The sequence below is a fragment of the Phycisphaeraceae bacterium genome, from assembly GCA_019636555.1.
In the GTDB taxonomy this organism is placed as follows: domain Bacteria; phylum Planctomycetota; class Phycisphaerae; order Phycisphaerales; family UBA1924; genus JAFEBO01.
The window spans coordinates 3,399,884-3,424,311 of the sequence record JAHBXH010000001.1; the positions used below are offsets into that span (position 1 = coordinate 3,399,884).

Below are 24,428 nucleotides of genomic sequence, written 5' to 3' on the forward strand. Positions count from 1 at the left end.
GATTCAACCCAGGACACACTTTCACATGCTCACTCTCATCCGCCCCGCACTCGTGCTCTTTGCCCTTTTCTCGATCGTTACGGGAATCGCGTACCCGCTTGCGATCACGGGAGTCGCGCAGGTTGTCTTTCCCGCACAAGCCAATGGCTCGCTCATCGCACGCGGAAACGGAGCGGTAGGTTCGACGTTGATCGGCCAGGAATTTGCATCCGTAACGGACTCGCCCGCCTATTTATGGTCGCGCCCCTCCGCAACCGCGCCGGTACCGTACACGTCGTTCAATGCGGACAAACTCACCGGATCTTCCGGATCAAATCTCGCCCCCACCAATCCGGCACTTATCGACAACGTCAAGGCCCGGATCGACGCTCTTCGAGCCGCCGACTCCCGGGTCGGCTTCGTACGTCCCCCGAATCAACTCATCCCCGTCGATCTGATCACCAGTTCTGCCAGCGGGCTCGATCCGCACATCAGCCCTGCGGCGGCTGAATACCAGCTCTCGCGAGTTGCCAAAGCCCGTCATCTCTCGGACGCTCAGGTGCGCGAACTCGTCGCCCTGCACACGCAAGCCCGACAATTCGGCGTGCTGGGCGAACCGACTGTCAATGTCCTTGCTTTGAACCTGGATCTGGATGCGCACTTTCCGAGCGCGAAGGGGCCGGCTCCTCTCTCTTCGCCCACCAATCGAATCAACGAATAATCAACCATGCCCGGCCGCGCGAATCCCGATGAACTTCTCGCTCGCGCTCGGCACGAAGAGGCTCGCGCCGGCCGCGGCAGGCTCAAGATTTTCTTCGGTGCCGCACCAGGCGTCGGCAAGACGTATGCGATGTTGACCGCGGCCCAGCGGCTGGCCCGCGAGGGCGTGGACGTCGTGGTGGGCCTCGTCGAAACGCACGGGAGGGCTGAGACGGAGCAGCAGCTGCTCGGCCTCGACATCCTGCCCCGCCGCCGGGTCGACTACAAGGGCACGACACTCGCAGAGTTTGACTTGGATGCTGCTCTGGCTCGACGGCCCGAGATCCTGGTACTCGACGAGTTCGCGCACACCAATGCACCGGGTTCGCGCTTTGAAAAGCGGTGGCAGGACGTCGAAGAAGTGCTTGCCGCGGGGATCAGTGTCTATACCTCGCTCAACGTTCAGCACATCGAGAGCCTGAACGACGTGATCTCGCAGATCACGGGAGTACAGGTGCGTGAAACCGTTCCCGACTCGGTGATCGAGAAGGCGGACGAGATCGAGTTGATCGATCTGCCCCCGGACGTCCTGCTTGAACGCCTCAAGGCCGGAAAGGTCTATGTTCCCGACAGCATCGCGCCCGCGATGGATTCGTTCTTCCGGCGAGGCAATCTCACAGCGCTTCGAGAACTCTCGCTCCGCCGCACGGCCGAATGGGTCGATGGGCAGATGCGGAGGTATCGCGAAGGGAACAGCATCCGAGCCATCTGGCCCGCGGCAGAGCGGATACTCGTCGCGGTCAGCCCGAGCCCCGCATCCACGAAGATTGTCCGCGCCGCCAAGCGCATGGCGGCAGGGTTGCACGCGGATCTTCTTGCCGTGTATGTCGAGACGCCCCGAACCGCCCGCCTCACGGCTCGCGATCAGGATCGCGTGATCGAAACACTTCGTCTGGCCGAAAGCCTTGGCGCGAGCACTTCAACGCTCAGCGCGGACAACGCGGCAGAAGAACTGGTCGCGTTCGCACGCGCCCGAAACGTCAGCAAGATTGTTGTTGGAAAAACGTGGCGGCCGGCGTGGCGCGAGGCGCTCTTTGGTTCGTTTCTCGGGAATCTCATTCGATCCAGCGGCGACATTGATATCTACGTGATTCGGGGAGATGCGGAAGTTGAAGATGCGGACGATCCGTCGTTTCAGCCCGCGGTGCAGAGATCACAGCCTTGGGCGTATGCCCGCGCGCTCGTGCTCGTGGCAATCGCATCGCTCATGGGGCGATTTCTCCCCGCCAGCTTTGATGCCGCCAATCTTTCGATGATCTATCTCGCGGGCGTGGTCATCGCGGCCGTCTGGCTGGGGCGCGGACCGGCGGTTGCCTCCGCGATCCTCGGCGTGGGCGCCTTTGACTTTTTCTTCGTCCCTCCCTCGCTCACATTCCGCATTTCGGATGCGCAGTATCTCGTCACGTTTGCCGTCATGCTCGCGGTTGGCCTCCTCATCGCAAACCTCACGAATCGGCTTCGAAATCTTGCACTGGCCGCACGCCAGCGCGAGCAGCGCACAGCGCTTTCTTATGACATGGTGAAGGGGTTGGCCGCGGCGTCGAACCGTAACGAGGTCGCATCGGTTGCCGTCAAACACGTGCACGATACATTTGACTGCGATGCGTCACTGCTGACTCCGGGTAGGGAAGCTCCCGAACCGCTCGAAGTGCTCGCAAGCGCTGGATCTCCAGATTGGCTCGACGAGCGCGAGAAGGGCGTCGCCCGGTGGTCCTTTGATCACGCCAAGCCCGCCGGTTCGGGCACGCGGGCGCTTCCAGCATTTTCTGGGCGCTATACACCTCTTGCGACAACCCGCGGCAAGCAGGGCGTTCTTGCGATCCGGACTAACGAGCAGACGAACCTCGCCTCGACCACCCAGCTGCTGCTGCTCGATACCTTCGCCAATCAGATCGCTCTCGCCATCGAACGGGTTGACCTTATCGAGAGCCAGCAGATCACCAAGATCGAGGCGGAGTCGGAGCGATTGCGAGGAGCGCTTCTGAGCTCGGTTTCGCACGATCTGCGAACGCCGCTCGCAACGATCTCGGGTGCCGGTGAAACGCTGCTCGAGGAAAACCTCGAGCCGGCGACCCGCTCGGAATTGACAACCATCATCGTGCACGAAGCCGAGCGGCTCAATGAATTGATTGCGAATCTCGTCTTTGCCACACGGCTGGAAGCCGGCGTTTCGCTTCGAAAAGAATGGATTTCTGTCGAGGAAATCGTGGGCATCGGACTTTCGCGCCACCGCGCCGCGCTCGCTGGTCGCCCGTTTCGAGTGAACCTCTCGCCCGAGCTTCCGCTGGTGCGCGTTGATAATGCGATGCTTCCGCAGGTCATTCACAATCTCGTCGAAAACGCTCTTCGCTACACAGCGCCAACGACACCGATCGAGATCGCCGCATGGACAACCGATAGCAGCGTCGTCGTTAAGGTTGCCGATGCGGGCGCCGGACTCAACGCGGTGGATGCGGCGAGGGTCTTCGAGCGTTTCTATCGGGGCAAGCGCGGGCGAAAGTCCGAGACGAACGGTCCTCCCGGAATGGGACTAGGCCTCACGATCTGCGAGGGAATCGTCAAGGCTCACGGCGGGAGAATCTGGTTCGAGCGAAATATCCCGAACGGCGCGGCGTTTCTTTTTTCGCTCCCGATCGAGCGCGCGAACGATGCCCCGGTCGTCAAGGGCGATGCCGCATGACCGATTCGCGAGCTCAAAGCATTCCCAAGCCCGAGCACAGGCCACTCATTCTGATCGTGGATGATGAAGAACCGATCCGGCGTTTTCTTCGTGCGACGCTGGAGCATCAGCACTACCGCACCAAAGAGGCCGCAACTGCGAATGAGGGCTTGATTCTCGCACGCACACAGCGACCGGACCTGGTGTTGCTCGACCTCGGCCTGCCCGACGGCGACGGCCTGCATGTCACTAGGTCGCTCCGGGCGGATTCGTCAGTTCCGATTGTCGTTCTTTCCGCGCGCGAGCAGGAGCAGGACAAGGTCAACGCGCTCGACACCGGAGCCGATGACTACCTCACCAAACCATTCAGCATTCCGGAACTCCTCGCCCGAATCCGCGTTGCGCTTCGCCACGCCAACACCCGTGCGGGAGCCGGTTCCAACTACGAGACCATGGTGGGCGATCACAAACTCTGGATCGATCTCGAATCCCGCAGCGTCCGGGTCTCGAACGCGGGCACGACCACGGATGTGCGGCTGACGCCGACCGAGTTTCAGCTTCTCGCGTTTCTTGTCAAGCACGCGGGAAAAGTTCTCACCCACCAGATGATCCTCAAGGAAGTCTGGGGCCCAACGCACGCGAATGACATCCAGTATCTCCGCGTTTACGCGGGGCAGCTGCGCCGGAAGATTGAAGCGGATCCGGCTCAGCCCGTCTTCCTGCTCACAGAGCCGGGCGTCGGATATCGCCTTGCAGCTTCGGGCAGCGATGGTACTTCGTAAGCCCGGGTTGGCAATCCGTTCTCTCCTACACTCTTTCTTCGCTCGGGGCGCGGCGGCTGCGTTGAACACCATGGTGTTCGTCGGCATCCGTCGCTGAGACGCACCCGTAGAACCTGATCCGGTTCGCACCGGCGGAGGGAAGCCCATGATCGTCCATTCCAATTCGAATCCAAACGCTCGTCTCGGACTGCCGCTGCACGGCGCGCTCAATCCTGCCGCGACGCCCAGCGTCACGACTCCCGGTTCGTTTGCACTCAAACCCGATGTGGGCGGCCCGCTCATGTTCGCCAGCCCCGACACACCCGGCATGCCCGCGCCCAGCAGCAAGACCGCGTGGGATTTTTTGCCCGAGGGCTGGAGTGTTGTCTTGTTGGAAAAGGGGCAAAGGGGCAAAGGGGCAGAGGGGCAAAGTGATTGGTCGGGCGCGGTCTGCAGCGCCAATCCGCACGTGCCTTCACTGGACGCCGCGACAAGCGGGCAGCTCGGCGCCTCCGGATGCGCCACCTGCCTTGGAGATGACAAGGCATTTGTCGAATTCACCACGGCGAGGGGCGAGCGCCGACGCGTGCTCTATCCGAAGAATTTCCGGCCCGTGACTCAACTCGAGTTCGCACGCCTCGGGATTGTCACGCCTCAGATGAAGCGCGTCGCGGAGCGCGAGCCGCACTTTGAAGCGCTCTTTCCAAGCGCCGATGGAACCCGCGCCGCCGAAGCCGTGCGCGATGAGGTCGCGGCGGGGCGCATGGTCATCCCGGCGAACATCAACCATCTCACGCACAAACTCGATCCGATGTGCATCGGCCGCGCGAGCAAAACGAAGGTGAACGCCAACATGGGCGCATCCCCGGTTTCGTCGGGCACCGATGAAGAAGTCGAGAAGCTCAAGTGGGCCGAGAAATGGGGCGCGGACACGGTGATGGATCTCTCGACCGGCGGCGACCTCGACGCCACGCGCGGAGCGATTATCCGGAACGCGACCGTGCCGATCGGGACCGTGCCGATCTACTCGATGATCATCGGAAAGAAGATCGAGGATCTCGATTGGCCGACGATCGAGGCCTCGCTGCATCACCAGGCGAAGCAGGGCGTCGATTACTTCACGATTCACGCGGGCGTTCGGCGCGCACATTTGAAGTATGTCAAGAACCGGCTCATCGGCATCGTCAGCCGCGGCGGGTCGCTGCTCGCCAAGTGGATGCTCGTGCACAATCAAGAGAACATCATGTACACGCGCTGGGAGGACATTTGCGACATCCTCCGCCAGTACGACGTGACGTTTTCGATCGGCGATGGGCTGCGTCCCGGCGGGCTCGCGGATGCGACCGATGATGCGCAGCTCGCGGAACTCGAGACGCTCGGCGAACTGACCGAGCGCGCGTGGCGAAAAGGCGTGCAGGTCATGATCGAAGGCCCGGGGCACGTTCCGTTCGATCAGATCGAATACAACGCGAAAGTCCAGCGCACGCTCTGCCACGGCGCGCCGTTCTATGTGCTCGGCCCGCTCGTGACCGACATGTTCCCCGGCTACGACCACATCACGAGCTGCATCGGCGCGACGAGCATGGCGTATCACGGCGCGGCGATGCTCTGCTATGTCACTCCGAAGGAGCACTTGGGCCTACCGAAGAAGGATGATGTGAAGCAGGGGTGCATCGCATACAAGATCGCGGCGCATGCCGCGGACGTGGCGCTCGGGATTCCCGGCACGCGCGACCGCGACGATGAACTGACCAAGGCCCGCGCCGCGCTCAACTGGGAAAAGCACTTCGAACTTTCATTCGACCCGGACACGGCCCGCGCGTATCACGATGAAGACCTCGATGTCGACACCGACTTCTGCGCGATGTGCGGGCACGACTGGTGCAGCGTCCGCATCAGCAAGGAAATCCAGGAATTCGCCAGCGGCAAGGCCGAGGGCTTCGAGCGCATTGGCGCGAACGGCAGAGCCGGCGCGCCGGTGAAGAGCGCGGCGCTCACGCCCGAGCAGCAAGAAATCCTCGCCAAGCGCGGCGTGCTCTCGCCGGATGAGATCCACAAGCTCGCAAACAAGACGAAGAAGGCGATGGGAGGGCATTCGGCATCAGGCATCGGGCAGGGGGAAGAAGCACCATCGAATGCCGAATCCCGAACGCCGAATGCCCCCAAGCTTTCATGCCACTCCGACTATGTTGATCCGGAAACGGCGAAGCAGATGATCGAGCAGAAGGCGGGGAGGGAGGTGCTTGTGCCGCTGGATGTGAGGCCGGCGCTGGGGATTGCGAAGGAAGATCGGGTGGTGTAGTGTCCGAGGCGATTCCCATCAATTCTCCGCGTCCAGACTGGGATTCCGATTTCGCGCGGGCCCTCATTGGGAAGTATGTTCTTGTGGGGCTTACGACAGTCGACTCCGAAGGTAAGGTTGTCGAGCAACGCCAGCTCCATGGGCTGGTTGTTTCCGCATCCGAAAGAAAAGGAATCGAACTTAGCAGGCTGTTGAAATTCTGATTGTGCCTACTGCGCCGACGCATTGCAGACAACTTTCTGGCCCTCAGACCCGGGTCGCGAGGGTAGATGGCGGTTCGAAATTGCGACTGGTTGGAGTTTTTCAACAGCCTGTTAGACTGCGCGGACGAGGAGCGGGCCAGCAGTATTTCTTACCGCCCTGTACTTCAAGTTTCTTTCGTGCTGCGCCTGGGGAGTACAGGCTTCGATCAACCGGCGAAGTTGTCGTGAATCCGGACTTCACCGCGAAATGGACAATCGAGCCACCCGAACCAATATCAAGATGAATAACAGGAGAACTCGAGAACAAGGCATTAGGAAACTCGATAGATTGAAAGCGCCGGGCGAACGCCGCTCAACAACGTTTGTCGGACCTGTTACGAAGCTCGCGTGCGTGCCAGACCAGCGGCACCAGCTTTTCTCTACTTGTACCTTCGCTCTTCGCGAAGCACTCTGGACTCCGTCGCCGTGACAACCGCGTCAGCTACAGTCGATCCAATCCTGCCGCACGGCCTTCTGCTCCTCTTTGGCCCGGTGCTTGCCATCGGTTCCGCCGCCACGGTTGTGTTCGGCAGTTCCTCGCCTCTTTCGTGCCTCGCATTGCCCGCACTTCCTCTCGGTATCGTCGTCTGTCTCATCGGCCTGTTCTTCAAGCCGCGATGGCCCGCCATTCTCGGCCTCGTCCTCGGCCTGGTCGGCGGCAGCTACTTCGTGATGGAAAATAGTCGTCTTAACAGCGGTCATCTTCGCATCAGCGAGTACCCGCAGATGCTTCAACTCGCCAGCGGTGGTACGACGCACTTCCCGCGCGCCATCCCCGCGAACGCCACCGACGTCCGCATCACCGCTCTTGGCCCATACGGATGGCTTCCCGCGCCGGATTTCTGCATCGACCTGCGTTACTATCTGCCTCCTGCCGACGCCGAGAAAGTCCGCGCGCAAGCCGAGACGAACGCGATCGCAGCCGATCCGAAGACCCACGGCACTGACCCGGGCGCACACGCGAATCAGTTCATCCTGAAACACGGCGGACATCCGGCCGGCTTCAAGTCCTATTTGCTCGTTATTCCGAATGGCGGGATGAACGCCGGAGGCGTGTCGGTGAACACCACGACCGGTGAAGTCATTTATTGGGTGGTGTACTGATTCATATGCGTGAATCCTTCCGAGCATACGATGCTGCATGCTCGACTGGGAGAAATGTCCTGCTGTTGAACGGATACCCGGCAAGGTGAGCGGGGCGTGGCTCTTCAAGGGCACGCGTGTGCCGGTGAAAGCACTCTTCGAGAATCTTGAGGGAGGAGCTCGGGTGGCCGAGTTCCTGGAGTGGTTCCCCGATGTGTCTGCGCGTCAGGTCGAGGAAGTGCTGCTCCATGCCGAGAAGAGCCTGGCGGCCTGATCGGGATGCCGTACTCCGTTCGTTAGAATCGCGACATGAAGGTTCTATTCGATCAAGGAACGCCGGCCCCGCTGCGCCGTGCGCTATCCGCATTTGACGTCAAGATCGCACGGGAAATGAACTGGGACCGACTCGAGAATGGCGAACTGCTTCGTGCCGCGGAAGAAGCCTTCGATGCGTTTATCACCACCGACCAGGGGTTGAAATACCAGCAGAACAACGTAAAGCGAAAGCTCGCGATTCTGGTTCTGCCCACGACAAGTTGGCCGCGCATCCAAAGCAATGTCGAGATCGTCGTCCAAGCGGTTGAAAGGCTCTCGCCGGGCGACTTTGTCGAACTCGCATTCCCAGCCGAATAGTTGTTTACCAAACCCATGCCCTCTCGCGTTCCAAAGTCCGCCTCTTCCTTCGGCTTCAAGCTGCTCGCGGTCCTCATTGCCGCGGCGATCACGATCGCCATGCGGCGGGGCTGGATTCCCACTTCGCAAACACCGACTGCATCGCAGCCGGGCGCGCCCTCATCGCCCGCTCCCGTCCGAGTCGATTCCAACGCGATCTCGACGGTTCGCGAACTCTTCTACGCGAAGCGCGGGAATGCCTGGGTTGAAACCGCCGGCCGCGTCGAAAAGCTTCTGCCTGATGACACCGACACCAGCGACAACTCGGACAAACACCAGAGGTTCCTACTCCTAGTTCCTGGCGACATCACGGTGCTTGTGGCGCACAACATCTCGACTTCGCAGCGCGTTCCGGTAAGGCCGGGGGACATGATCTCGCTCCGGGGAGAATACGAATACACGGACAAGGGCGGCACGATCCACTTCACGCACAAGCCCAAGTACAACTCGCGGAACGTGCAGGGAGGGTGGATCGAGTTCAAGGGCGTACGCTACGAATAACCTCTCTTTACCCCTTTGCCCCTTTGCCCCTTTGCCCCTTTGCCCCTTTGCCCCTTTGCCCCTTTGCCCCTTTGCCCCTTTGCCCCTTTGCCCCTTTGCCCCTTCAGGATTCTTCCATGTCGTCCCCAACTTTCTCAGGCTCCGTCCCCAAGACCTATCACGATTTTCTCGGCCCGCTCATCTTCGATGCGTACGCGCGCGATCTGACCGCGCGGATCACGCCGCTGCTGAATGCGAATTCGAAAGCCCGAATCCTCGAACTCGCCTGCGGCACTGGCATCGTGACCGAATGTATCGCACAGGCGCTCCCGTCGGGCGCTTCGCTCATCGCGACCGACATCAGCGAGCCGATGCTCGCTCACGCTCGCACCACTTACAGTGGCGCGCCGGGAGTCACCTTCCAGACTGCCGATGCCTGCGCGCTTCCGTTCAAGGACGGCTCGTTCGACCTGATCGCCTGTCAATACGGCGTCATGTTCTTCCCGGACAAGGTGAAGGCGATGCGGGAAGCTCGGCGCGTCCTCGCGCCCGGCGGCGCGTACATTTTCAATATCTGGGATTCGCTGGAGCACAACCCGATCCCGAGACTTGTGCACGAGACGCTCGCGTCGCTCCTGCCCGACAATCCGATCCAGTTTCTCGCGAAGATGCCTTATGGGTATTCCGATCGCGCGGAGATCGAGCGCGTCACGCGGGCGGGCGGGTTTGAGAATGTGAAGATCGAAACCGTCGAGTTTCCGAGTAGCGCGCCCTGCGCGGCGGACGCGGCGCGGGCGTGGGTTGAGGGAACACCCGTACTCAGCGCCCTTCTCGAGCGCGGCATCACCGATCCGGCGCCGTTCAGGATTGCCGCGGAGAAGGCGATCGCCGCGAACCTTGGCGACAAGCCGTGCGGCGCCACGATGAGGGCGATCGTGGTGACGGCGAGTTGATGAGAGCCTTTCGATCAATAGCAAACCAGCTGGTCGTACGCCGTCGCAAAGAGGACAAAGTCCGCGTCGTCGACCAGGAGGTTTCCGTCGAGGTCGGCGATGCAGTCAAAGTCGAACAATCTCGCGTTGCTCAACTGATTCGCCGCGAAGACCGTTATCGAAGCCGAGGCGCTTGTCGGATTGGGAACAACAACGTGTAATCGCGTCGAGCTTTTGGATACGACGCTCGCGGCCAATCCGCCGAAGAGCACGGCGGGGGTCTGACCGAAATTCTGTCCATCGATCTGGATGATCGAACCGGGGATCGCGTGATTCGGGGCGGTCACGATCAAAGGGGCGAGATAGCCGATGGACGTCTGCGTGCTTCCGCTTGCGGTCTGAATGACGACCGGCTGCCCGAGACCCTGCCCGGCCGGAGCATCAAACTTCAGTGTGGTGTGGGCCGCGATGACGTTGGTCGCAGCAATCCCCCCGACCAAAACCTGTGCGACCGTTGCGAAATTCTGACCGGTGACGGTGACCTGCTGCCCACCCGCCGTGCCGACGAGCGAGGGAACGGGCGACCCGCTGACGGACGGCGCGCCGTAGCTGTACGTCGCGGTGCCGGAAGCCGGCTGACCACCAACCGTGACCGCGACCGGGAGGTTCAGGCCGACGCCGGGGGGCGTGAGACACGAGATCGATGAGGGTGTGACAGAGCCGAGGGTGCACGGATTGCCGCCGATCGTCACCTGCGTCGCGCCGCTCATAAAACCCGTACCCATGATGGTGATGCTGTGTCCGCCGCTGGTCGAACCGCCGTTGCCGGCGACCGAGCTGACAAAGGGCGGAGAATACGAAAACTCGTGCGTGGTCACCGACTGTCCACCCGAAGTCACCTTGAGTTCAATACCCTTCCCGCTGCCCGGCGGCAGTTGAAACTGAATGACCGAATCCGATTGAAATGTCACTATCACGCCGGCGCCGCCGAATGTCACCGACGGGTTCGAACCGAAGTTAGTGCCCGAGACCGTGATGGTGCCTCCGCCCGCGGTCGGCCCGCTTAAAGGCGCGATCTCGCGAAGCGACGGTCCCTGATAGTCGATGAGAACCTGATTTGAAGAGACGCCGCCGCTGAAGAACGCCTGGATGGTCTTCGCGGTCCCCGTGCCCGCGGGCATGACGAACTCAATTTGAGTTGCGGACGATGAAATGATGCGCGGTGAGAAGTTGTTACCGACCTGAACGCCGGTCACGACTGCGGGGAAACCGGTGCCGACCAATTTCGCAAATTGACCTCCGGCGGCAGGGGTTTGACTGAGCGGGCTGCCGCCGACATCCACGACCTGCGTGATGACTTGGCTGTGCGCGAACGAAGCGAGAGTGGCCGAGGCAACAGCGCATGCTGCCGTAGCACGAAAACGATTGGACATTCCAATCTCCTCCAAAGACGGCTGAACGCCGGAAACGACTCAACAACACCACGTATCGTATCGGAATTCGGTCAGAATCCAAAGCCGATTTGATGGACGATTCTGAAGCCTCCCTCTTCGAGTGCTCGGACGTGCACGGGGCATACGAGCATTCACCTTGGCCTCCCGGAGATCGGAGACTCACCATGCGGACGATCTTGGTGACGGCGAGTTGACTCTTGTCCGCACGTCGCCGACGGCATCAGTGCCCGACGACCAGTCTCCAAACGACGACATAGGCATTACTGAAGGGCTCCTCGCGGAAAAAAGTCGGCGCGAATCCAGGGGTTCCCACGAACGGTCGCAGCATCCAGCCCATCTGAATACCAACGAAGATGTAGGCGACCAGCCAGTAGCTCAACATCAGCGCGTGCCGGCGCGAACGCATCAGCAACGGTCGGTACCGTCGCCAGAGAATTGCCTGTGCCGCGAGCGTCGCGATGAAGAACATCATCCCGTTCGTCAGCAGAGCCGTCCGATGATCGACACCGTTCGCATACATGAACAACGTGATCGGAGAGAGCGAGACAAGCGCCGCCGCGAACGCGGCCTGCGAACTGACGATCGCCCGGAGCGCAGTCCGCAGATCGTCCCTCAGTCTCAGCACTGTGCTCAACGCGAAGTATCCCGGCAAACAAACGGCCGACGTCGCAAAGATCAGCAGGGGCATCTTCACCGCCGAGTAAATCGGGCCCATCGCCCGCGGCTCGCTCAGTTCGAACGCCCCCATCGCCAGCCCGTACAGCGGACTGAAGAGCGCGATCGTCAGAATCGCACGCCGGATCGGCGGGGAGTCGCCTGGGCGCCGGAGTTGATCAAGCAGACGCGCGACAAAAACTAGGTCTGCTTCGCGGATTGAAGACGACCTCGCGGCGCTCACCTGCGGCCGCCCTTTCCAGGATCCAGTTGGCCCGCCGTCGAATTCCAAACGCTTTCGATGAAACTCCCGCTGCGAGCGCGCAGAAAAGTCAGTTCCTGACCCGGATGACCGATGAACGGCCGCAGCAGCCAACCCATCTGCGATCCCACCAATGCATAGGTGACAATCCAGATGAAGAACATTCCTGTGACCGATCGCCTCGAAATGAGCTCATCGGCACCGCTTGCTTGCTCGGTCTGCTTTGATGCTTCATCCTCCTGCAGCTTGATCAGCGCCCTCAAGAGAAACCCGATGCTGACGATTCCGGCGATGCCGAGGAGCGCAACATTCAGAAGCACGATGAATGTGTAGCTCGTCGTGCTCACGGTGAAGAACGCCAGAATCGGCCCGAGGGATGCCGCAAGCGCGAGGTTCACCACGATTGTCGCGACGAGCAGCCGCAGCGTCGCCCGGAAGCCCAGCCCGCACCCCATGAGTGCGTTAAACACATACAAACTGGGAAACGTCACACCGAGCGTCAAGAGGAACAACGCCGGAAGCTTTATCATGAGATACAAAAGGTGCAGCCACGCATTCGGAGCGCCTCCCGCGATCGCGTACCACGCCATGAACGAGCCGTAAATTGCCCCGAGTGCAAGGGCCCACGGGCCAAAGAGCCGGACAGGGGTCAAACCAACCCGCACTTGGCTCGCGTCGGTTAGTTTGCCACGCAAGAGTTCATCAAGCGCGTGGATCGCGCTCGCCCGGAATGGAACGTTGGTCATGAGTCCTTCTTGTCTGGTGCATGAACGAGTTATCGGCGCGTTCTCTCACGCTCTTCCGAGCCACGCCGTTCTTTGCTTTTTGCGATTACGTCCTGCTTCTATCGCCCCGCGTTTCTTTACTCCGACGGGGTGATCAGGCTTATGCACGTTGCGGGAATTCGGTTCGCGCATCGTCCGTATTTTTTCGGGCTTCGCAAATCGCCTTCGCCACCCCGCTCGGCAAGTACACTGCGCCCATGCTTCTCCGCTACTCGCCCGCACTGTTTCTTGCCGCGTTTTTTACCCTCCCGGCGTTTGCTCAAACCAGCGCCCCGCCTACACCGGGGCGAATGGCGGCAACACCAGGCCCCCACATGCCACCCCGGGGTGAATGGTGGCACCGCAATCCGTCCGATTTCGAATTGGACGATGCCGCGATCGCCGAAGCCATCAAGTGGGCGCAAACACAAGATTCGGGCTGGGATTTTGCGAAACAGCCCGAGCTTTTCGGCCTTCCCATCGGTCCGCTCCCCGCGAGTCACGCCGCGACCAACGGCGTCATTGTCATGCACGGCTACATCATCGCCGAGTTCGGCGACATCAACGCCGTCGATCCCACATACAGCGTGGCAAAGAGTTTCCTCTCCACGATTCTCGGACTCACGCTCGATCGCGGAAAGATCAAGTCGATTTCTGATCCGGTCGTCGAATACATCCACGACGGTGGCTACACCGATCCCTCCAGCACCCAACCCCACAACTCAAAGATCACCTGGCAACACCACGCCACACAAACCAGCGAATGGCAGGGTGAAATGTTCGGCAAGCCCAGCACATTCCTTGGCGCGGAGCAGTTCGGCAAGGGTGCAATGAAGCCGCGCGACATCAAAGATCCTGGCTCCTACTTCGAATACAACGACGCCCGCATCAACCGCTTCTCGCTCTCGCTCCTCCGTCTCTGGAAGCGTCCGCTTCCCGATGTCCTCAAGTCTGAAATCATGGATCCCATCGGCGCTTCCGACACGTGGAAGTGGATCCCGTACGACAATGCTTCCGTCGAAGTCGAAAACCCCGACGGCAAGACCGTTCCCATGCCTTCAGTGAGTGGCGGCACCCGATGGGGCGGCGGCCTCTGGATCAGCACCCTCGATCTCGCCCGTTTCGGCCTGCTCATTTCTCGCAACGGATTGTGGCACCGACAGATCGTCTCCGAAAAGTGGATTCGGCAGGCCACACACCCGCACCCCGAGCTCTCTGGCAGCCGCCCCGACTACGGCTACCTCTGGTGGCTCAATACCACCAACGCCTGGCCCGCCGCGCCCAAATCCTCTTTTGCGGCAATCGGCGCCGGCAACAACACCATCTGGATCGACCCCGAGCACGATCTCGTCGTGGTTTGGCGCTGGCACATGCAAGATGCTCAGGCCGAGTTCTACAAACGCATCCTCGCGGCTTTTCCCGCGAATAGATGAAAGTGGATGGGGTACATCTCGACAATCAATTGTCCAAATCCGCGACGGTGCCTGCGGGCTTGTCGTGCGCCGCGTGCGAGTATGACCTGACCGGTCTTCAAATATCGAGCGTTTGTCCGGAATGCGGCCACTGGGTCATTACACCATTCAGAGCGAAAGAACGAGTCCTGTTCCATTACCCGCATGGGTCCGCATGTTGCGATCCATTTATTTCGCAGCATTCACGCTGATCGTCACCACACCGTGGACAATACCGCCCATTGGCCGGGCTTTGGGAATGACTCGCGCCTTGTACAGGACGCAGTTTCCGGAGACCTTGGCAGTTTGTGGCTTGGCAACAATGCTGCTCGGGTTAGCGCTTTTCATCGTACTTTCAACTCGCGGCCATCGACTCGCGTGGCTGGTGCTCAGCACCGGGCCGCTCTTGATTTATTCTTGCCTCGGAGGGCTGGGGCAGCCGTAATTCCGGTCTCATGTTCACGCCTTCTTCGCCCACCTGAGCTTCGCCGAGCCCGCCCGGGGATTCTCCTTGAGTTCTGCCTCGTCCGCGACGATCGGGTCGCGTCCGTCGGCCGCGTACACACCTGCTCGGAACAAGTCCCGGAATGCGTGTTTCACCGGCCGATCCTCTCCGCTGTGAAAGGTGATGATCGCCGCGATCCCGCCGGGTTTCAGTACGCGCGGCAGAGCATCGAGCAAGTTGTCCAGGTTCGACAGTTCATGGTTCACCATGATCCGTAGTGCCTGAAAAGTCCGCGCCGCCGGATGCAGCTTCGCGCCCATGCCGCGCTCGATCGTGAAGTCGCGTGCTTCGCACACGATCGCCATGAGTTCTTCGGTGCGTGTGATCGGCTGCTTCGCCCGGCGCTTCACGATGAGCCGCGCGATCTCTTTCGAATCTTCTTCATCCCCGAGTTCATACAGCGCGTCGGCGAGATCCTGTTCGGTCATCCTGTTGACGATCGCCGAGGCCGGTTCGCCGCGCGACGGGTCCATGCGCATGTCGAGCGGACCGGGCTTGCGATAGGAGAAGCCGCGCTCGGGGTCATCGATCTGCGTGCTGGCGACGCCAATATCGGCGAGAACTCCGTCCACACTCCCGAGCGCGATGCCCAGGCCGCCGAGGGCTTTCTCGATGTTCCCGAAGTTGTCGTGCACGATGTCGAACCGCACCGTCCCCTCGCGCCCTTTCACTTTCTGGAGTTTGACGCGTGCCTCGATGATGTTCGAAGGGTCGATATCGATCGCGATCAACCGACCGTCCGGCTTGATGCGTTCGAGAATTGCCGCGGCATGCCCACCCAGTCCGAGCGTGCAATCCACGATCGTCTGCCCGGGCTTGGGATCCAGCACCTCGAGCACCTGCTTGAGCAGAACGGGGATGTGCAAGTCTCGTTTCAATTGCGCTCTCTTTGCGTCGCGATGGTACAGACTCCGCTCCTACCTTGGTCGTTTCGGGAAGTACGCTTGAGCACAACGACGATCGATCTTGACGCCTATTTCGTCCGCATCGGCTACGCGGGCCCGACCGACCCCACGCTCGACACGCTGGGCGCGATCCAGTTGCACCACGCCTGTTCGATCCCGTTCGAGAATCTCGACGTTCTGCTCAAACGCGGCATCGCGCTCGATCTCGACTCGATTCAAGCCAAGCTTGTTGCCAATCGCCGCGGCGGATACTGCTTCGAGCAGAACTGGCTGCTGCTCCACGTGCTGCGCGAACTCGGTTTCAACGCGATGCCTCTCGCCGCACGGGTTCGCTTTCGACAGCCCCGCGATTTCGTTCCGCCCCGCACCCACATTTTCGTTCGCGTCGATTTGGGCAACGAGCAGTGGATCGCTGATGTCGGCGTCGGCGGCCTCTCTCCCACCGCACCGATCCGATTTGTGCTGAACGAGGAACAGGAATCGCCTCACGAGCCCCGACGGATCGTGCGCGAGAACGACCGGTTCTATCACCAGGTGAAACTGGCCGGAGTCTGGGAAGATGTGTGCGAATTCACCGGCGAAGAGATGCACGCGATCGACCGTGAAGTCGGCAACTGGTGGACGAGCACAAATCCCAATTCAAAGTTTGCGCAGAACATCATGGCCGCGATCGCAAACCGCGACGGAACTCGATACGTGCTCGAAACCCGGAACTTCACGCACCGTCGCGCGAGCGACGGCGAAGCATTGAAGAGCGAGGTCATCGCGGACTCGGCCCGATTGCTCCAAGTGCTTCGAACGCACTACCGACTCGAGTTTCCGAGTGGAACAGTGTTTGGAGTCGGGGGGCTGTAACCAAAACGCTCGAGCCGCGATTCCCGCCTGTACACTCCGATTTGGATGACTCCGCAGGTTCTCATTGTCGGCGCCGGCCCGACGGGACTCGTGCTGGCGCTTTTCCTGCGTCACCTGAGCATTCCCTTTCGGATCATCGACAAACTGTCGGGTCCCGGGCAGGCGTCGCGCGCCATGGTCATTCAGGCACGCACGCTCGAGTTCTACCGCCAGATCGGCTTTGCAGACAAATGCATCGACGCCGGAATCAAGATGCGCGGCATCCGGCTGCGCGAGCAAGGAAAACAGATCGCCGGCTTTCGGTTCGATCAGATCGGCGACGACATCAGCCCCTATCCGTTCGTGCTCAGCCTGCCGCAGGACGATCATGAACACCTGCTCGTCGCGGAATTGCAGGCGCTCGGCGTCGATATCGAGTGGAGCACCGAACTCACTCATTGCGAGAACCACGATTCTCACGTGCGGACGACTCTCCGGAACCGAAGCGGCGATGAAACGATCGACTTCCGATTCCTCTGCGCGTGCGACGGCGCGAGAAGCACCGTACGGGAGACTCTCGGATTCGGCTTTCCCGGAGGCACGTACGACGAGGTCTTTTATGTCACCGACGTCGATGCGCGGGGCCTTGAATTTGACGACAGCGTGAACATCTCGGTTTCGAAAGGCACATTCATCCTGGCGTTCCCGGTGCGCTCAAAGGGTTCGTATCGCTTCATCGGGATCGTTCCGCCCGATCATCCGGACCCGACGAAAGCGACTTTCGAAGACATTCGGCCGATCATCCGGTCGCAGCTCAACGCAGAAGTGCAGGCCGTTCACTGGTTTTCCGCGTACCGCGTCCATCACCGCGTCGCGCAGGGTTTCCGGCGCGGCAGCGTGTTTCTCTCCGGCGACGCCGGGCACATCCACAGCCCCGCGGGCGGACAGGGAATGAACACCGGCATCGGCGACGCGGTGAATCTCGCGTGGAAGCTCGCGGCGGTGCTTGAACACCGTGCCGCACCCGAGATTCTCGATACCTATGAGTCTGAGCGCATGGGATTCGCGCGCACGCTCGTTGACACCACCGACCGGATCTTCGAAGCGGTGGTCGGACCGGGCGTCGGGCCTGGCTTTGTTCGAAGCGTGCTTTTTCCGTTTGTGTTTCCCCTCTTGCTCAAGAGTCGGGCTATTCGGCGTGCCCAGTTCCGTCTTGTTTCGCAGGTGCGCATCCAATATCACAGCAGCGCGCTCAGCCGCGGCAAGTCCGGGAAACTGAAGGGTGGCGACCGGCTCCCTTGGCTTCTGACGCACGACAATTTCGCGCCGCTTCGTTCGCTCGATTGGCAGTTGCACGCGTTCGGTTCGCAAAGCGAGAACACTCCCCGCTTCGCGAAGACACACAATCTCGCCTATTCACACTTTCCCTTTGATTCGCACGCGGCGGACGCCGGCTTCTCGCCAACGGAGCTTTACCTCGTGCGGCCGGATGGGCACATCGGCCTCATCGCCTCGGAGGAAATGGAGGTTCACAATTACCTCCGGCACTGGAACATTCGGGCCAGATGATGTGCGAGCGTCGGCGGTATGCTGATCGCATGATCGCACGCACGCTCGGCGCACCGCTCATTCTTCTCGTCGCATCATGTACTCAGAACTCGGGCGCTCCCGATCGACAAGCGTCGTCCGGTACAACCAAAGCCGACGTCGTCATCGTTGTGATGTCCACAACCAAGGGCGACATCACGCTCGAACTTGATCCCGTGCATGCTCCCCTCAGCACGGCTTCGTTTCTTGATCACGCCAAAGCCGGGCACTACGACAACACGGCGTTCCAGCGGGTGATCCCGGATTTCGTTATCCAGGGCGGAGGCTGGACGATTGATCCTTCCGCGCCGGGTGGACTGCGCGACAATGCGAAGCGGGATGCCGAGGCAGGCCATCCCGATGTCACGATCAAGAACGAGTGGCAGAATGGGCTCAAGAACGTGAAGGGAACCATCGCACTCGGCCGCGAGAAAGACCCGGATTCCGCTTCTCGTGAGTTCTACATCAACGTCGTGGACAACCCCAAGCTTGACACGCCCCGTGAAATTGCGGGCGGCGCCGGGTATGCGGTCTTCGGCCGAGTCATCGATGGATGGGATGTCGTCGAGATCATCCGAAGCGGCAAGACGCAGCCCCGCCCGGATATCCCCGTCGAAGACGGCAGCATGCAGAACGTGCCTCTCGAACTCGTCGTGGTCAAGTCTGTGCGCGTTGTGGACGCTCGGTGAGTCCGCGACGAGCGCGCCGGTGCGTTTGTTGTCAATCCTGATAGGCTCTGCCGAGTGCTCAAACCGGGCAGCCAAATCGGTCAATACACCATCGAGCGCGAGCTCGGGCGTGGCGGCATGGGGGTCGTCTTTCTTGCCCGTGATACGCGCCTCGACCGCCCGGTCGCGATCAAGGCGCTCCCCGAGCATCTGTCGGGCGACCCTGACCGCCTCACCCGCTTTCAGCGCGAGGCCAAGCTTCTCGCTTCGCTCAATCACCCCAACATCGGCGCGATCTATGGCCTCGAAGAGGCCGAGTCGCATCGCTTTCTCGTTCTCGAATTCATCGAAGGTGAGACGCTCGCGGATCGGCTGAAGCGCGGCCCGATCCCGATCGACGATGCGATCCCGCTTGCCCGCCAGATCGCCGAAGCGCTGGAAGCGGCGCACGAAAAGGGTGTGATCCACCGTGATCTCAAGCCCGGCAACGTGATGGTCACGCCCGAAGGCAAGGTGAAGGTGCTGATTTCGGGCTCGCGCGCACGGCCGATGGCAATCCATCGACTTCCGGCTTTGCGTCGATCAGGGGCGACTCGCCGACCGTCGTCACCCCCAAGGCGGCGCACAGCCCCACCATCGCGGGCGTCGTGCTGGGCGCCGCCGGCTATATGTCGCCCGAGCAGGCTCGCGGAAAGCCCGTCGACAAGCGCTCCGACATCTTCTCTTTCGGATGCGTGCTCTTCGAAATGCTCTCGGGCGCGGGTCCGTTCCCGGGCGAGAATGCGACCGATTCGATGGGCGCCATCCTGCACGGCGAACCGCCTTGGGCGCTACTGCCCCCGGATACTCCCCCGACGTTGCTGCTCTTACTGAAGCGTTGCCTCGCAAAGGACAAGCACAACCGGCTGCACGACATCGGCGATGCCCGCATCGAGCTCGATCTTGCCGCGAACCATCCGACGGGGACGACGCTCGCGCTCCCCGTCCCGCGCGAATCATCCCGCCGGAACGTGCTGCTGGTGGCAGCGATCGCCGCGCTTGCTGCCGGCACGGCGAGCTGGTTCGCGGCAACACATTTGTTTCCTGTCCGCGGCTCCCCGGCGGAACGCACGCTCGCGTTCACCATTCCATCGTCCACATCGATTTACCGATCCGCGAGAGACGCGGCGATCTCACCCGACGGTCGCCGCATCGTCTTTGCCGCAACGCCGCTCGATGGCTCGCAACGCCGCCTCTACCTCCGCGAGACCTGACCGTCTGCCACAATTCGGTCGCCGCTCCGAAGACCGCACGCGGAAGCGAGGTGTTCCGATACTCCGCGGCCGCGTCGGGGACCATGAAGAGCGCGGCGCTCCCCGCGAGAAACGCAACTCCGAGCGCGGCGCCGGATATCCACGGCGCCGGATCGGCCTGCGATGGAAGGTGCGTCGCCATCCAAAGTCCCGCGCCGCCACCAAGGCCGTTCCCTCCGAGATTGCCGGCCTGGAACCAGCCGCCTACGCGCCCGCGGCGCTCCGGCGGAGTGGAATGCGCCATCAGTCCCTCGACACTCATGCCGAGAAACGTGGACGCGAGGTTCGCGGTGAAAATGACGGCTTGAAGAAGCCTGAGATTCTGCGGGTTCAAGTGCACCGAACTCATCGCCGTGATGCCCGCGGCACAACCGATCACGGAGATGAGATACCACTTCTTTCGCGTGAGCGTCGTATCCGCGATCGGCGCCCATAGAAATTTCCAGACGTGCGGAAACATGCCCGACGCGATCAGCAGCGCCGAGTCTTCGACTGTCAACTGAAAACGCGTACCCAGAAATGCCATCGCGACGGTGACAAAACCGCTCATCGCGCCGAATGGCATGATGAGAATCGCGAACGCGATCGGCTTGGGAGGCCGCGGCTTTGACGGTGTGTCTGAAATGTTGCTCACGACGCGGCAGTCTACATGTTTCGCGAGAGTCGTCGGGCCGCCTCTGAGCCGCTTTTTAGGCTCTGCTCATCGCGTCAACAGAGTCGCGATCGAAGTTGTTGTTGAGGTTTGTTTCGGCGAGGAGCACGAGGCACCGAAGCCCCGGGCAACCCCGCTTCGACGAACCGTTTCAGCCGGGAGGTTTATGCGAAAGGAAGGCGCCAAATCGGGATTGATCGTGTCGCTTGTGGCCGCTTCGGCGATGGCACTGCCGGCGATGCTGCTCTGCTCGTGCGCGAGTGAACCCGTCGGTTACACCAAGACCACGACAAAGACCACAACCGATACGCCCACAGAAAAAACGACCGTCACCGAAACGCGTGAGAAAAACACCACCATCACGCCCAACTAGCGAGGGCCATCGCCTCGCGCGCACACTTCAGAAAGGCAATGTCATGAGAAAGAAATTCAGAATCGCCGCACTTTCGGCGGCCGGCCTCTTCGGGCTCTTTGTGCCGCTCTGCCTATCGGCATGCGACAAGGAAACCAGCACGCACAAGTCCACGACCACCAAAGTGACGGAAACCCCGGAAGGAACCAAGAAGACAACAGAGACGGTCGAGCGCAAGGTCGAAACCGAACGGAAAGATCCGAACTAGGCCCTCCTGACTGTCTCTCCCTCTCTCTCCCTCTCTCGAGATCGAGCCGCCCTTCACGGGGCCGCCCGATCTTTTTGAGATTGTGCGCCACTCACAAGTTTGACAAACCGAACCAATGTCATCACCAGAATCCGATCTTCGTCAACTCGCCGAGCTCATCCAACACATCCGCGTCGCGATGATGACCACTTTTCCCACGAGACCGACGCAGCCTTTCTGTCACACGCGCCCGATGTACACCCAGCGCATCGACCCCGGAACATTCAACGGCGAATTGCTCTTCGTGACGGACGATCACACGGGCAAGGTTCGGGAAATCGCCAACGAGGATCGGGTGCAGATCACCTACGCGGACTCGTCGCACAATCGATTTGTATCGGTACTCGGTCGCGCGATGACGGAGCGAAACCCGACAAAGGTGCGTGAGCTGTGGAGTTACTTGCTCAAGGCGTGGTGGCCCGCCGGTCCGGACGATCCTTCGATCGCGATCATTCGGGTGCGGATCGAGTTCGCCGAATTCTGGGATGGTCCGTCGAACGGACTGTTCACGCTGCGAATTCTGAGGTCACTCGTCACCGGCGAGCCGCTCGCGGACGCCATGCGGGCCGAATCGGCCGATACCTCCCGTCCCAACCACCGAACCGTCATCATTTGAATTGCGGCCGTGTTCGATTCTTGCGGCACGGGCGATGCACTCCCCAGAGACCGCAGCCCCGGGGTCACACACACCCGGGGCCGCGGAGGGAAGGAGCCGTCTCTTGTAAAGGTGCCCGGGGCTTTTACACACCGGACACCCGCTTTGAGAGCGAGAGGACGTTTGCGGCCATACTCCCCGGCCGTGCCCCAAGCGCTCAGCACACACCACACCCGGAACAAAGCCCCACGAACCCGGGCCGTCGTCCGCCGCCACCTCCCGCGGGCGGACGACTTCACGAAACTACTTCTCGGGCTTGATGACCACGAAGCGGGTCGCTTCGCCGCGCTTGATTCGCAGCAGCAGCCCCTTGTCGGCATTCGTGCTCTTCGCGAGTTCGCCGAACGCTTGGGCATCGGACGCCGGCTTGCCGCCTGCGGCGAGAATGATGTCGCCGGGCTGCAATCCCGCAAGTTCCGCGGCGGAGCCTTGCGCGACATCGGTGATCGCGAGCCCGCTCTCATCGGCCTTCAGGTTGAATTGCTCACGCAGCGCCTTGTCCAGATTCTGGACCGAGAGGCCGAGCGCGCTGCCCTGCGACTCCGTCGGCTTGGCTTCTGGCACGGAACTCGATGAACTGGGTCGCTTGCCGAGCTTCACCGAGAACTCCTGATCGCCGCCGTTCCGAAGAACGTGCAGATCGGTAGTCGAACCCGGGCTCAACCGCGCGATGCGGCTCATGAGTTGACCCGGATCGGTCACGGCGTGTCCGTTGACAGTCGTCACGATGTCTCCGGCCTCGAGGCCCGCTACCGCGGAAGGTCCGCCGGGCACGACATCACCGATGAGCACGCCTTGCCGGGGCTTGGCACCCATGTTGGCGGCGATATCGGGGGTCAGTTGCTGGATCGACACACCGAGATAGCCGCGCTCGACATAGCCCTTGGTCATGAGATCGTGCATCACGGCCTGAACGGTCGCCGCGGGGATCGCGAAACCGATGCCTTCGTTTCCGCCCGAGTTCGAGCGGATTGCGGTGTTGATGCCGATGATCTCGCCGTCGAGATTCACGAGCGGACCACCGGAGTTTCCGGGATTGATGGATGTATCTGTCTGGATGTAGTCCTCGAAGGCCGCCATGCCGACGCCACTGCGCCCTTTCGCGCTGACGATGCCGGCGGTCACGGTGTGATCGAGCCCGAAAGGGTTGCCCACTGCCACGCACCAGTCGCCCGGCTGCACTTCATCGCTTTGGGCGAATTTCGCGGCGGCGAGTCCGGTCGCATCAATCCTGATGACGGCCAGGTCGGCGTCTTTGTCGGCACCAAGGAGTTTGGCTTCGTGTTCCGTTCCGTCCGACATGGTGACGACGATGCGATCGGCACCGTCCACCACGTGGGCGTTGGTCACGATGTTGCCGTCCTCTGTGGCGATGACGCCGGACCCCTGGCCCATCATGATCGGCGCGCGGCGAGCGCTCGGCCCGGAACCCTGGCGCGGCGTCTGCGGCCGAGCGGATGGGTTCTCGCTTCCGGGTCCCTGCCCGCCAAAGAAACGCTCAAAGAATTTCTCTGCACCCGGCGGTAACGACGGCGCTTCCTGACCATTTCCATTCCCCCCTTCGGATCCGCCATTGAACATGGCGGGGGTTGTGCTCTTCTTCTCGATGCGGATGCTCACGACCGATTGACCGATGGTGCTCGCGGCGCCGCGGAATGCCGCGGAAAGGCTCTTCGCGAGCGAGGTTGCTTGTGCGGGTTCCGGCGCGATCTTCGTATCGGTTGCCCCGACCGAAGGACGAGCCGAGAGAGCCATGCCCGCGGCGGCAAACAAAGCGAGTGCGCTCATTCCGGCGCGACGGGACCAGCGAGTGTGAGTGGCATTCCGATTCGTGTTCATGTGTGCTTCCTTCCACGGAGCGTTGAGTTGTTTGGCCGTCCCGGTGACGGTCTCTCGTGTTACACATCGCTGCACTTTTCAGTTCGCTCGCGCACACGGCGCGGAGCGGCCGCGCCCGTCGGAAAACGACATGACGGAATTGACAGCGACGCGCATCTCGCCGCAATTCCAGCGTGTTTTGGCGTGTCAGATTGGCAGCGTGATGATTACTACTGATTCGCGATTGCTGCGCGCGCACGCAACGATGTAAGCGCAGCGCAAAGCACACCTCCGAGATTTTGTGCGCGTTTCGTTCTCGTGCTCGCGCTTGTTTGCTTCGAACTTCGGCGCGAACACGCACGCGAGCTTGGCGCCGCTTGGCAGTTGTTGAATCGCGTC

Annotated in this window: 23 protein-coding genes and 1 riboswitch; of the genes, 17 read left to right on the forward strand and 6 right to left on the reverse strand. The window is 61.3% G+C overall.

From position 1 onward, the window contains the following. Window positions 1–25 precede the first annotated feature (25 nt). The 9 genes from kdpC (at window position 26) to KF691_14640 (ending at window position 9,890) form a co-directional block, all read left to right on the forward strand. Window positions 26–700, forward strand: coding sequence for a potassium-transporting ATPase subunit KdpC (gene kdpC / locus KF691_14600; GenBank protein MBX3390674.1), 675 nt, complete (start codon window positions 26–28; stop codon window positions 698–700). Between the two features lie 6 nt (window positions 701–706). Further along, on the forward strand, window positions 707–3,418 hold the full coding sequence (locus KF691_14605) for a sensor histidine kinase KdpD (protein MBX3390675.1): 2,712 nt from the start codon (window positions 707–709) through the stop codon (window positions 3,416–3,418). After that, on the forward strand, window positions 3,415–4,179 hold the full coding sequence (locus KF691_14610; protein MBX3390676.1) for a response regulator: 765 nt from the start codon (window positions 3,415–3,417) through the stop codon (window positions 4,177–4,179). The genes KF691_14605 and KF691_14610 overlap by 4 nt, the downstream gene beginning before the upstream one ends. Before the next feature lie 33 nt (window positions 4,180–4,212). Then, window positions 4,213–4,336, forward strand: a riboswitch (TPP riboswitch). Between the two features lie 150 nt (window positions 4,337–4,486). Beyond that, window positions 4,487–6,460, forward strand: a complete 1,974-nt coding sequence (gene thiC / locus KF691_14615) for a phosphomethylpyrimidine synthase (GenBank protein ID MBX3390677.1) — start codon at window positions 4,487–4,489, stop codon at window positions 6,458–6,460. Between the two features lie 668 nt (window positions 6,461–7,128). Further along, window positions 7,129–7,806 (forward strand): hypothetical protein, encoded by a 678-nt coding sequence (locus KF691_14620; GenBank protein MBX3390678.1) that lies wholly within the window; start codon window positions 7,129–7,131, stop codon window positions 7,804–7,806. Between the two features lie 37 nt (window positions 7,807–7,843). Then, entirely contained in the window at window positions 7,844–8,059 is a 216-nt protein-coding gene (locus tag KF691_14625) for a DUF433 domain-containing protein (GenBank protein ID MBX3390679.1), read from the forward strand. A 35-nt stretch (window positions 8,060–8,094) separates the two neighbouring features. Further along, window positions 8,095–8,418 (forward strand): hypothetical protein, encoded by a 324-nt coding sequence (locus KF691_14630; protein ID MBX3390680.1) that lies wholly within the window; start codon window positions 8,095–8,097, stop codon window positions 8,416–8,418. Window positions 8,419–8,433: 15 nt separating this feature from the next. Next, entirely contained in the window at window positions 8,434–8,958 is a 525-nt protein-coding gene (locus KF691_14635; protein ID MBX3390681.1) for a DUF3465 domain-containing protein, read from the forward strand. A 116-nt stretch (window positions 8,959–9,074) separates the two neighbouring features. Beyond that, the gene (locus KF691_14640) at window positions 9,075–9,890 is read left to right on the forward strand and encodes a class I SAM-dependent methyltransferase (GenBank protein MBX3390682.1); all 816 of its coding nucleotides are present in this window, start codon (window positions 9,075–9,077) and stop codon (window positions 9,888–9,890) included. A gap of 14 nt (window positions 9,891–9,904) precedes the next feature. On the opposite strand, the gene KF691_14645 is transcribed toward KF691_14640, so the two are convergent. The 3 genes from KF691_14645 to KF691_14655 all read right to left on the reverse strand — a co-directional run bounded on the left by KF691_14645 (window position 9,905) and on the right by KF691_14655 (window position 12,985). Beyond that, the gene (locus KF691_14645) at window positions 9,905–11,302 is read right to left on the reverse strand and encodes an IPT/TIG domain-containing protein (GenBank protein MBX3390683.1); all 1,398 of its coding nucleotides are present in this window, start codon (window positions 11,300–11,302) and stop codon (window positions 9,905–9,907) included. A 241-nt stretch (window positions 11,303–11,543) separates the two neighbouring features. Beyond that, on the reverse strand, window positions 11,544–12,221 hold the full coding sequence (locus tag KF691_14650; protein MBX3390684.1) for a hypothetical protein: 678 nt from the start codon (window positions 12,219–12,221) through the stop codon (window positions 11,544–11,546). Next, window positions 12,218–12,985 (reverse strand): hypothetical protein, encoded by a 768-nt coding sequence (locus KF691_14655; GenBank protein ID MBX3390685.1) that lies wholly within the window; start codon window positions 12,983–12,985, stop codon window positions 12,218–12,220. The genes KF691_14650 and KF691_14655 overlap by 4 nt, the downstream gene beginning before the upstream one ends. Before the next feature lie 236 nt (window positions 12,986–13,221). Here KF691_14655 and KF691_14660 point away from each other — a divergent pair, with 236 nt between their 5' ends. Continuing rightward, window positions 13,222–14,436 carry a serine hydrolase gene (locus KF691_14660; protein ID MBX3390686.1) on the forward strand — a complete coding sequence of 405 codons (1,215 nt, stop codon included), beginning with the start codon at window positions 13,222–13,224 and terminating at the stop codon, window positions 14,434–14,436. Window positions 14,437–14,913: 477 nt separating this feature from the next. On the opposite strand, the gene rsmH is transcribed toward KF691_14660, so the two are convergent. Beyond that, on the reverse strand, window positions 14,914–15,837 hold the full coding sequence (gene rsmH, locus KF691_14665) for a 16S rRNA (cytosine(1402)-N(4))-methyltransferase RsmH (GenBank protein MBX3390687.1): 924 nt from the start codon (window positions 15,835–15,837) through the stop codon (window positions 14,914–14,916). A 66-nt stretch (window positions 15,838–15,903) separates the two neighbouring features. Here rsmH and KF691_14670 point away from each other — a divergent pair, with 66 nt between their 5' ends. From KF691_14670 to KF691_14685, 4 genes are read left to right on the forward strand one after another with little or no spacing between them, the layout of a single operon-like run. Beyond that, window positions 15,904–16,719 carry an arylamine N-acetyltransferase gene (locus KF691_14670; protein ID MBX3390688.1) on the forward strand — a complete coding sequence of 272 codons (816 nt, stop codon included), beginning with the start codon at window positions 15,904–15,906 and terminating at the stop codon, window positions 16,717–16,719. A 45-nt stretch (window positions 16,720–16,764) separates the two neighbouring features. Beyond that, entirely contained in the window at window positions 16,765–18,267 is a 1,503-nt protein-coding gene (locus KF691_14675) for an FAD-dependent monooxygenase (GenBank protein MBX3390689.1), read from the forward strand. 29 nt (window positions 18,268–18,296) lie between these two features. Then, on the forward strand, window positions 18,297–18,974 hold the full coding sequence (locus KF691_14680) for a peptidylprolyl isomerase (GenBank protein MBX3390690.1): 678 nt from the start codon (window positions 18,297–18,299) through the stop codon (window positions 18,972–18,974). A gap of 54 nt (window positions 18,975–19,028) precedes the next feature. After that, complete coding sequence (locus KF691_14685; protein MBX3390691.1) at window positions 19,029–19,826, forward strand: serine/threonine protein kinase; 798 nt, start codon at window positions 19,029–19,031, stop codon at window positions 19,824–19,826. 246 nt (window positions 19,827–20,072) lie between these two features. Here KF691_14685 and KF691_14690 read toward each other — a convergent pair whose 3' ends face one another. Further along, window positions 20,073–20,879, reverse strand: a complete 807-nt coding sequence (locus KF691_14690; protein ID MBX3390692.1) for an MFS transporter — start codon at window positions 20,877–20,879, stop codon at window positions 20,073–20,075. 184 nt (window positions 20,880–21,063) lie between these two features. Here KF691_14690 and KF691_14695 point away from each other — a divergent pair, with 184 nt between their 5' ends. The 3 genes from KF691_14695 to KF691_14705 all read left to right on the forward strand — a co-directional run bounded on the left by KF691_14695 (window position 21,064) and on the right by KF691_14705 (window position 22,172). Continuing rightward, complete coding sequence (locus tag KF691_14695) at window positions 21,064–21,270, forward strand: hypothetical protein (GenBank protein ID MBX3390693.1); 207 nt, start codon at window positions 21,064–21,066, stop codon at window positions 21,268–21,270. 43 nt (window positions 21,271–21,313) lie between these two features. Next, window positions 21,314–21,517 carry a hypothetical protein gene (locus tag KF691_14700; GenBank protein MBX3390694.1) on the forward strand — a complete coding sequence of 68 codons (204 nt, stop codon included), beginning with the start codon at window positions 21,314–21,316 and terminating at the stop codon, window positions 21,515–21,517. A gap of 115 nt (window positions 21,518–21,632) precedes the next feature. Beyond that, a complete protein-coding gene (locus KF691_14705) occupies window positions 21,633–22,172 on the forward strand; it encodes a pyridoxamine 5'-phosphate oxidase family protein (GenBank protein MBX3390695.1) in 540 nt (179 codons plus the stop codon). Window positions 22,173–22,454: 282 nt separating this feature from the next. Here KF691_14705 and KF691_14710 read toward each other — a convergent pair whose 3' ends face one another. Continuing rightward, window positions 22,455–24,050, reverse strand: a complete 1,596-nt coding sequence (locus tag KF691_14710) for a Do family serine endopeptidase (protein ID MBX3390696.1) — start codon at window positions 24,048–24,050, stop codon at window positions 22,455–22,457. Window positions 24,051–24,428: the final 378 nt, after the last annotated feature.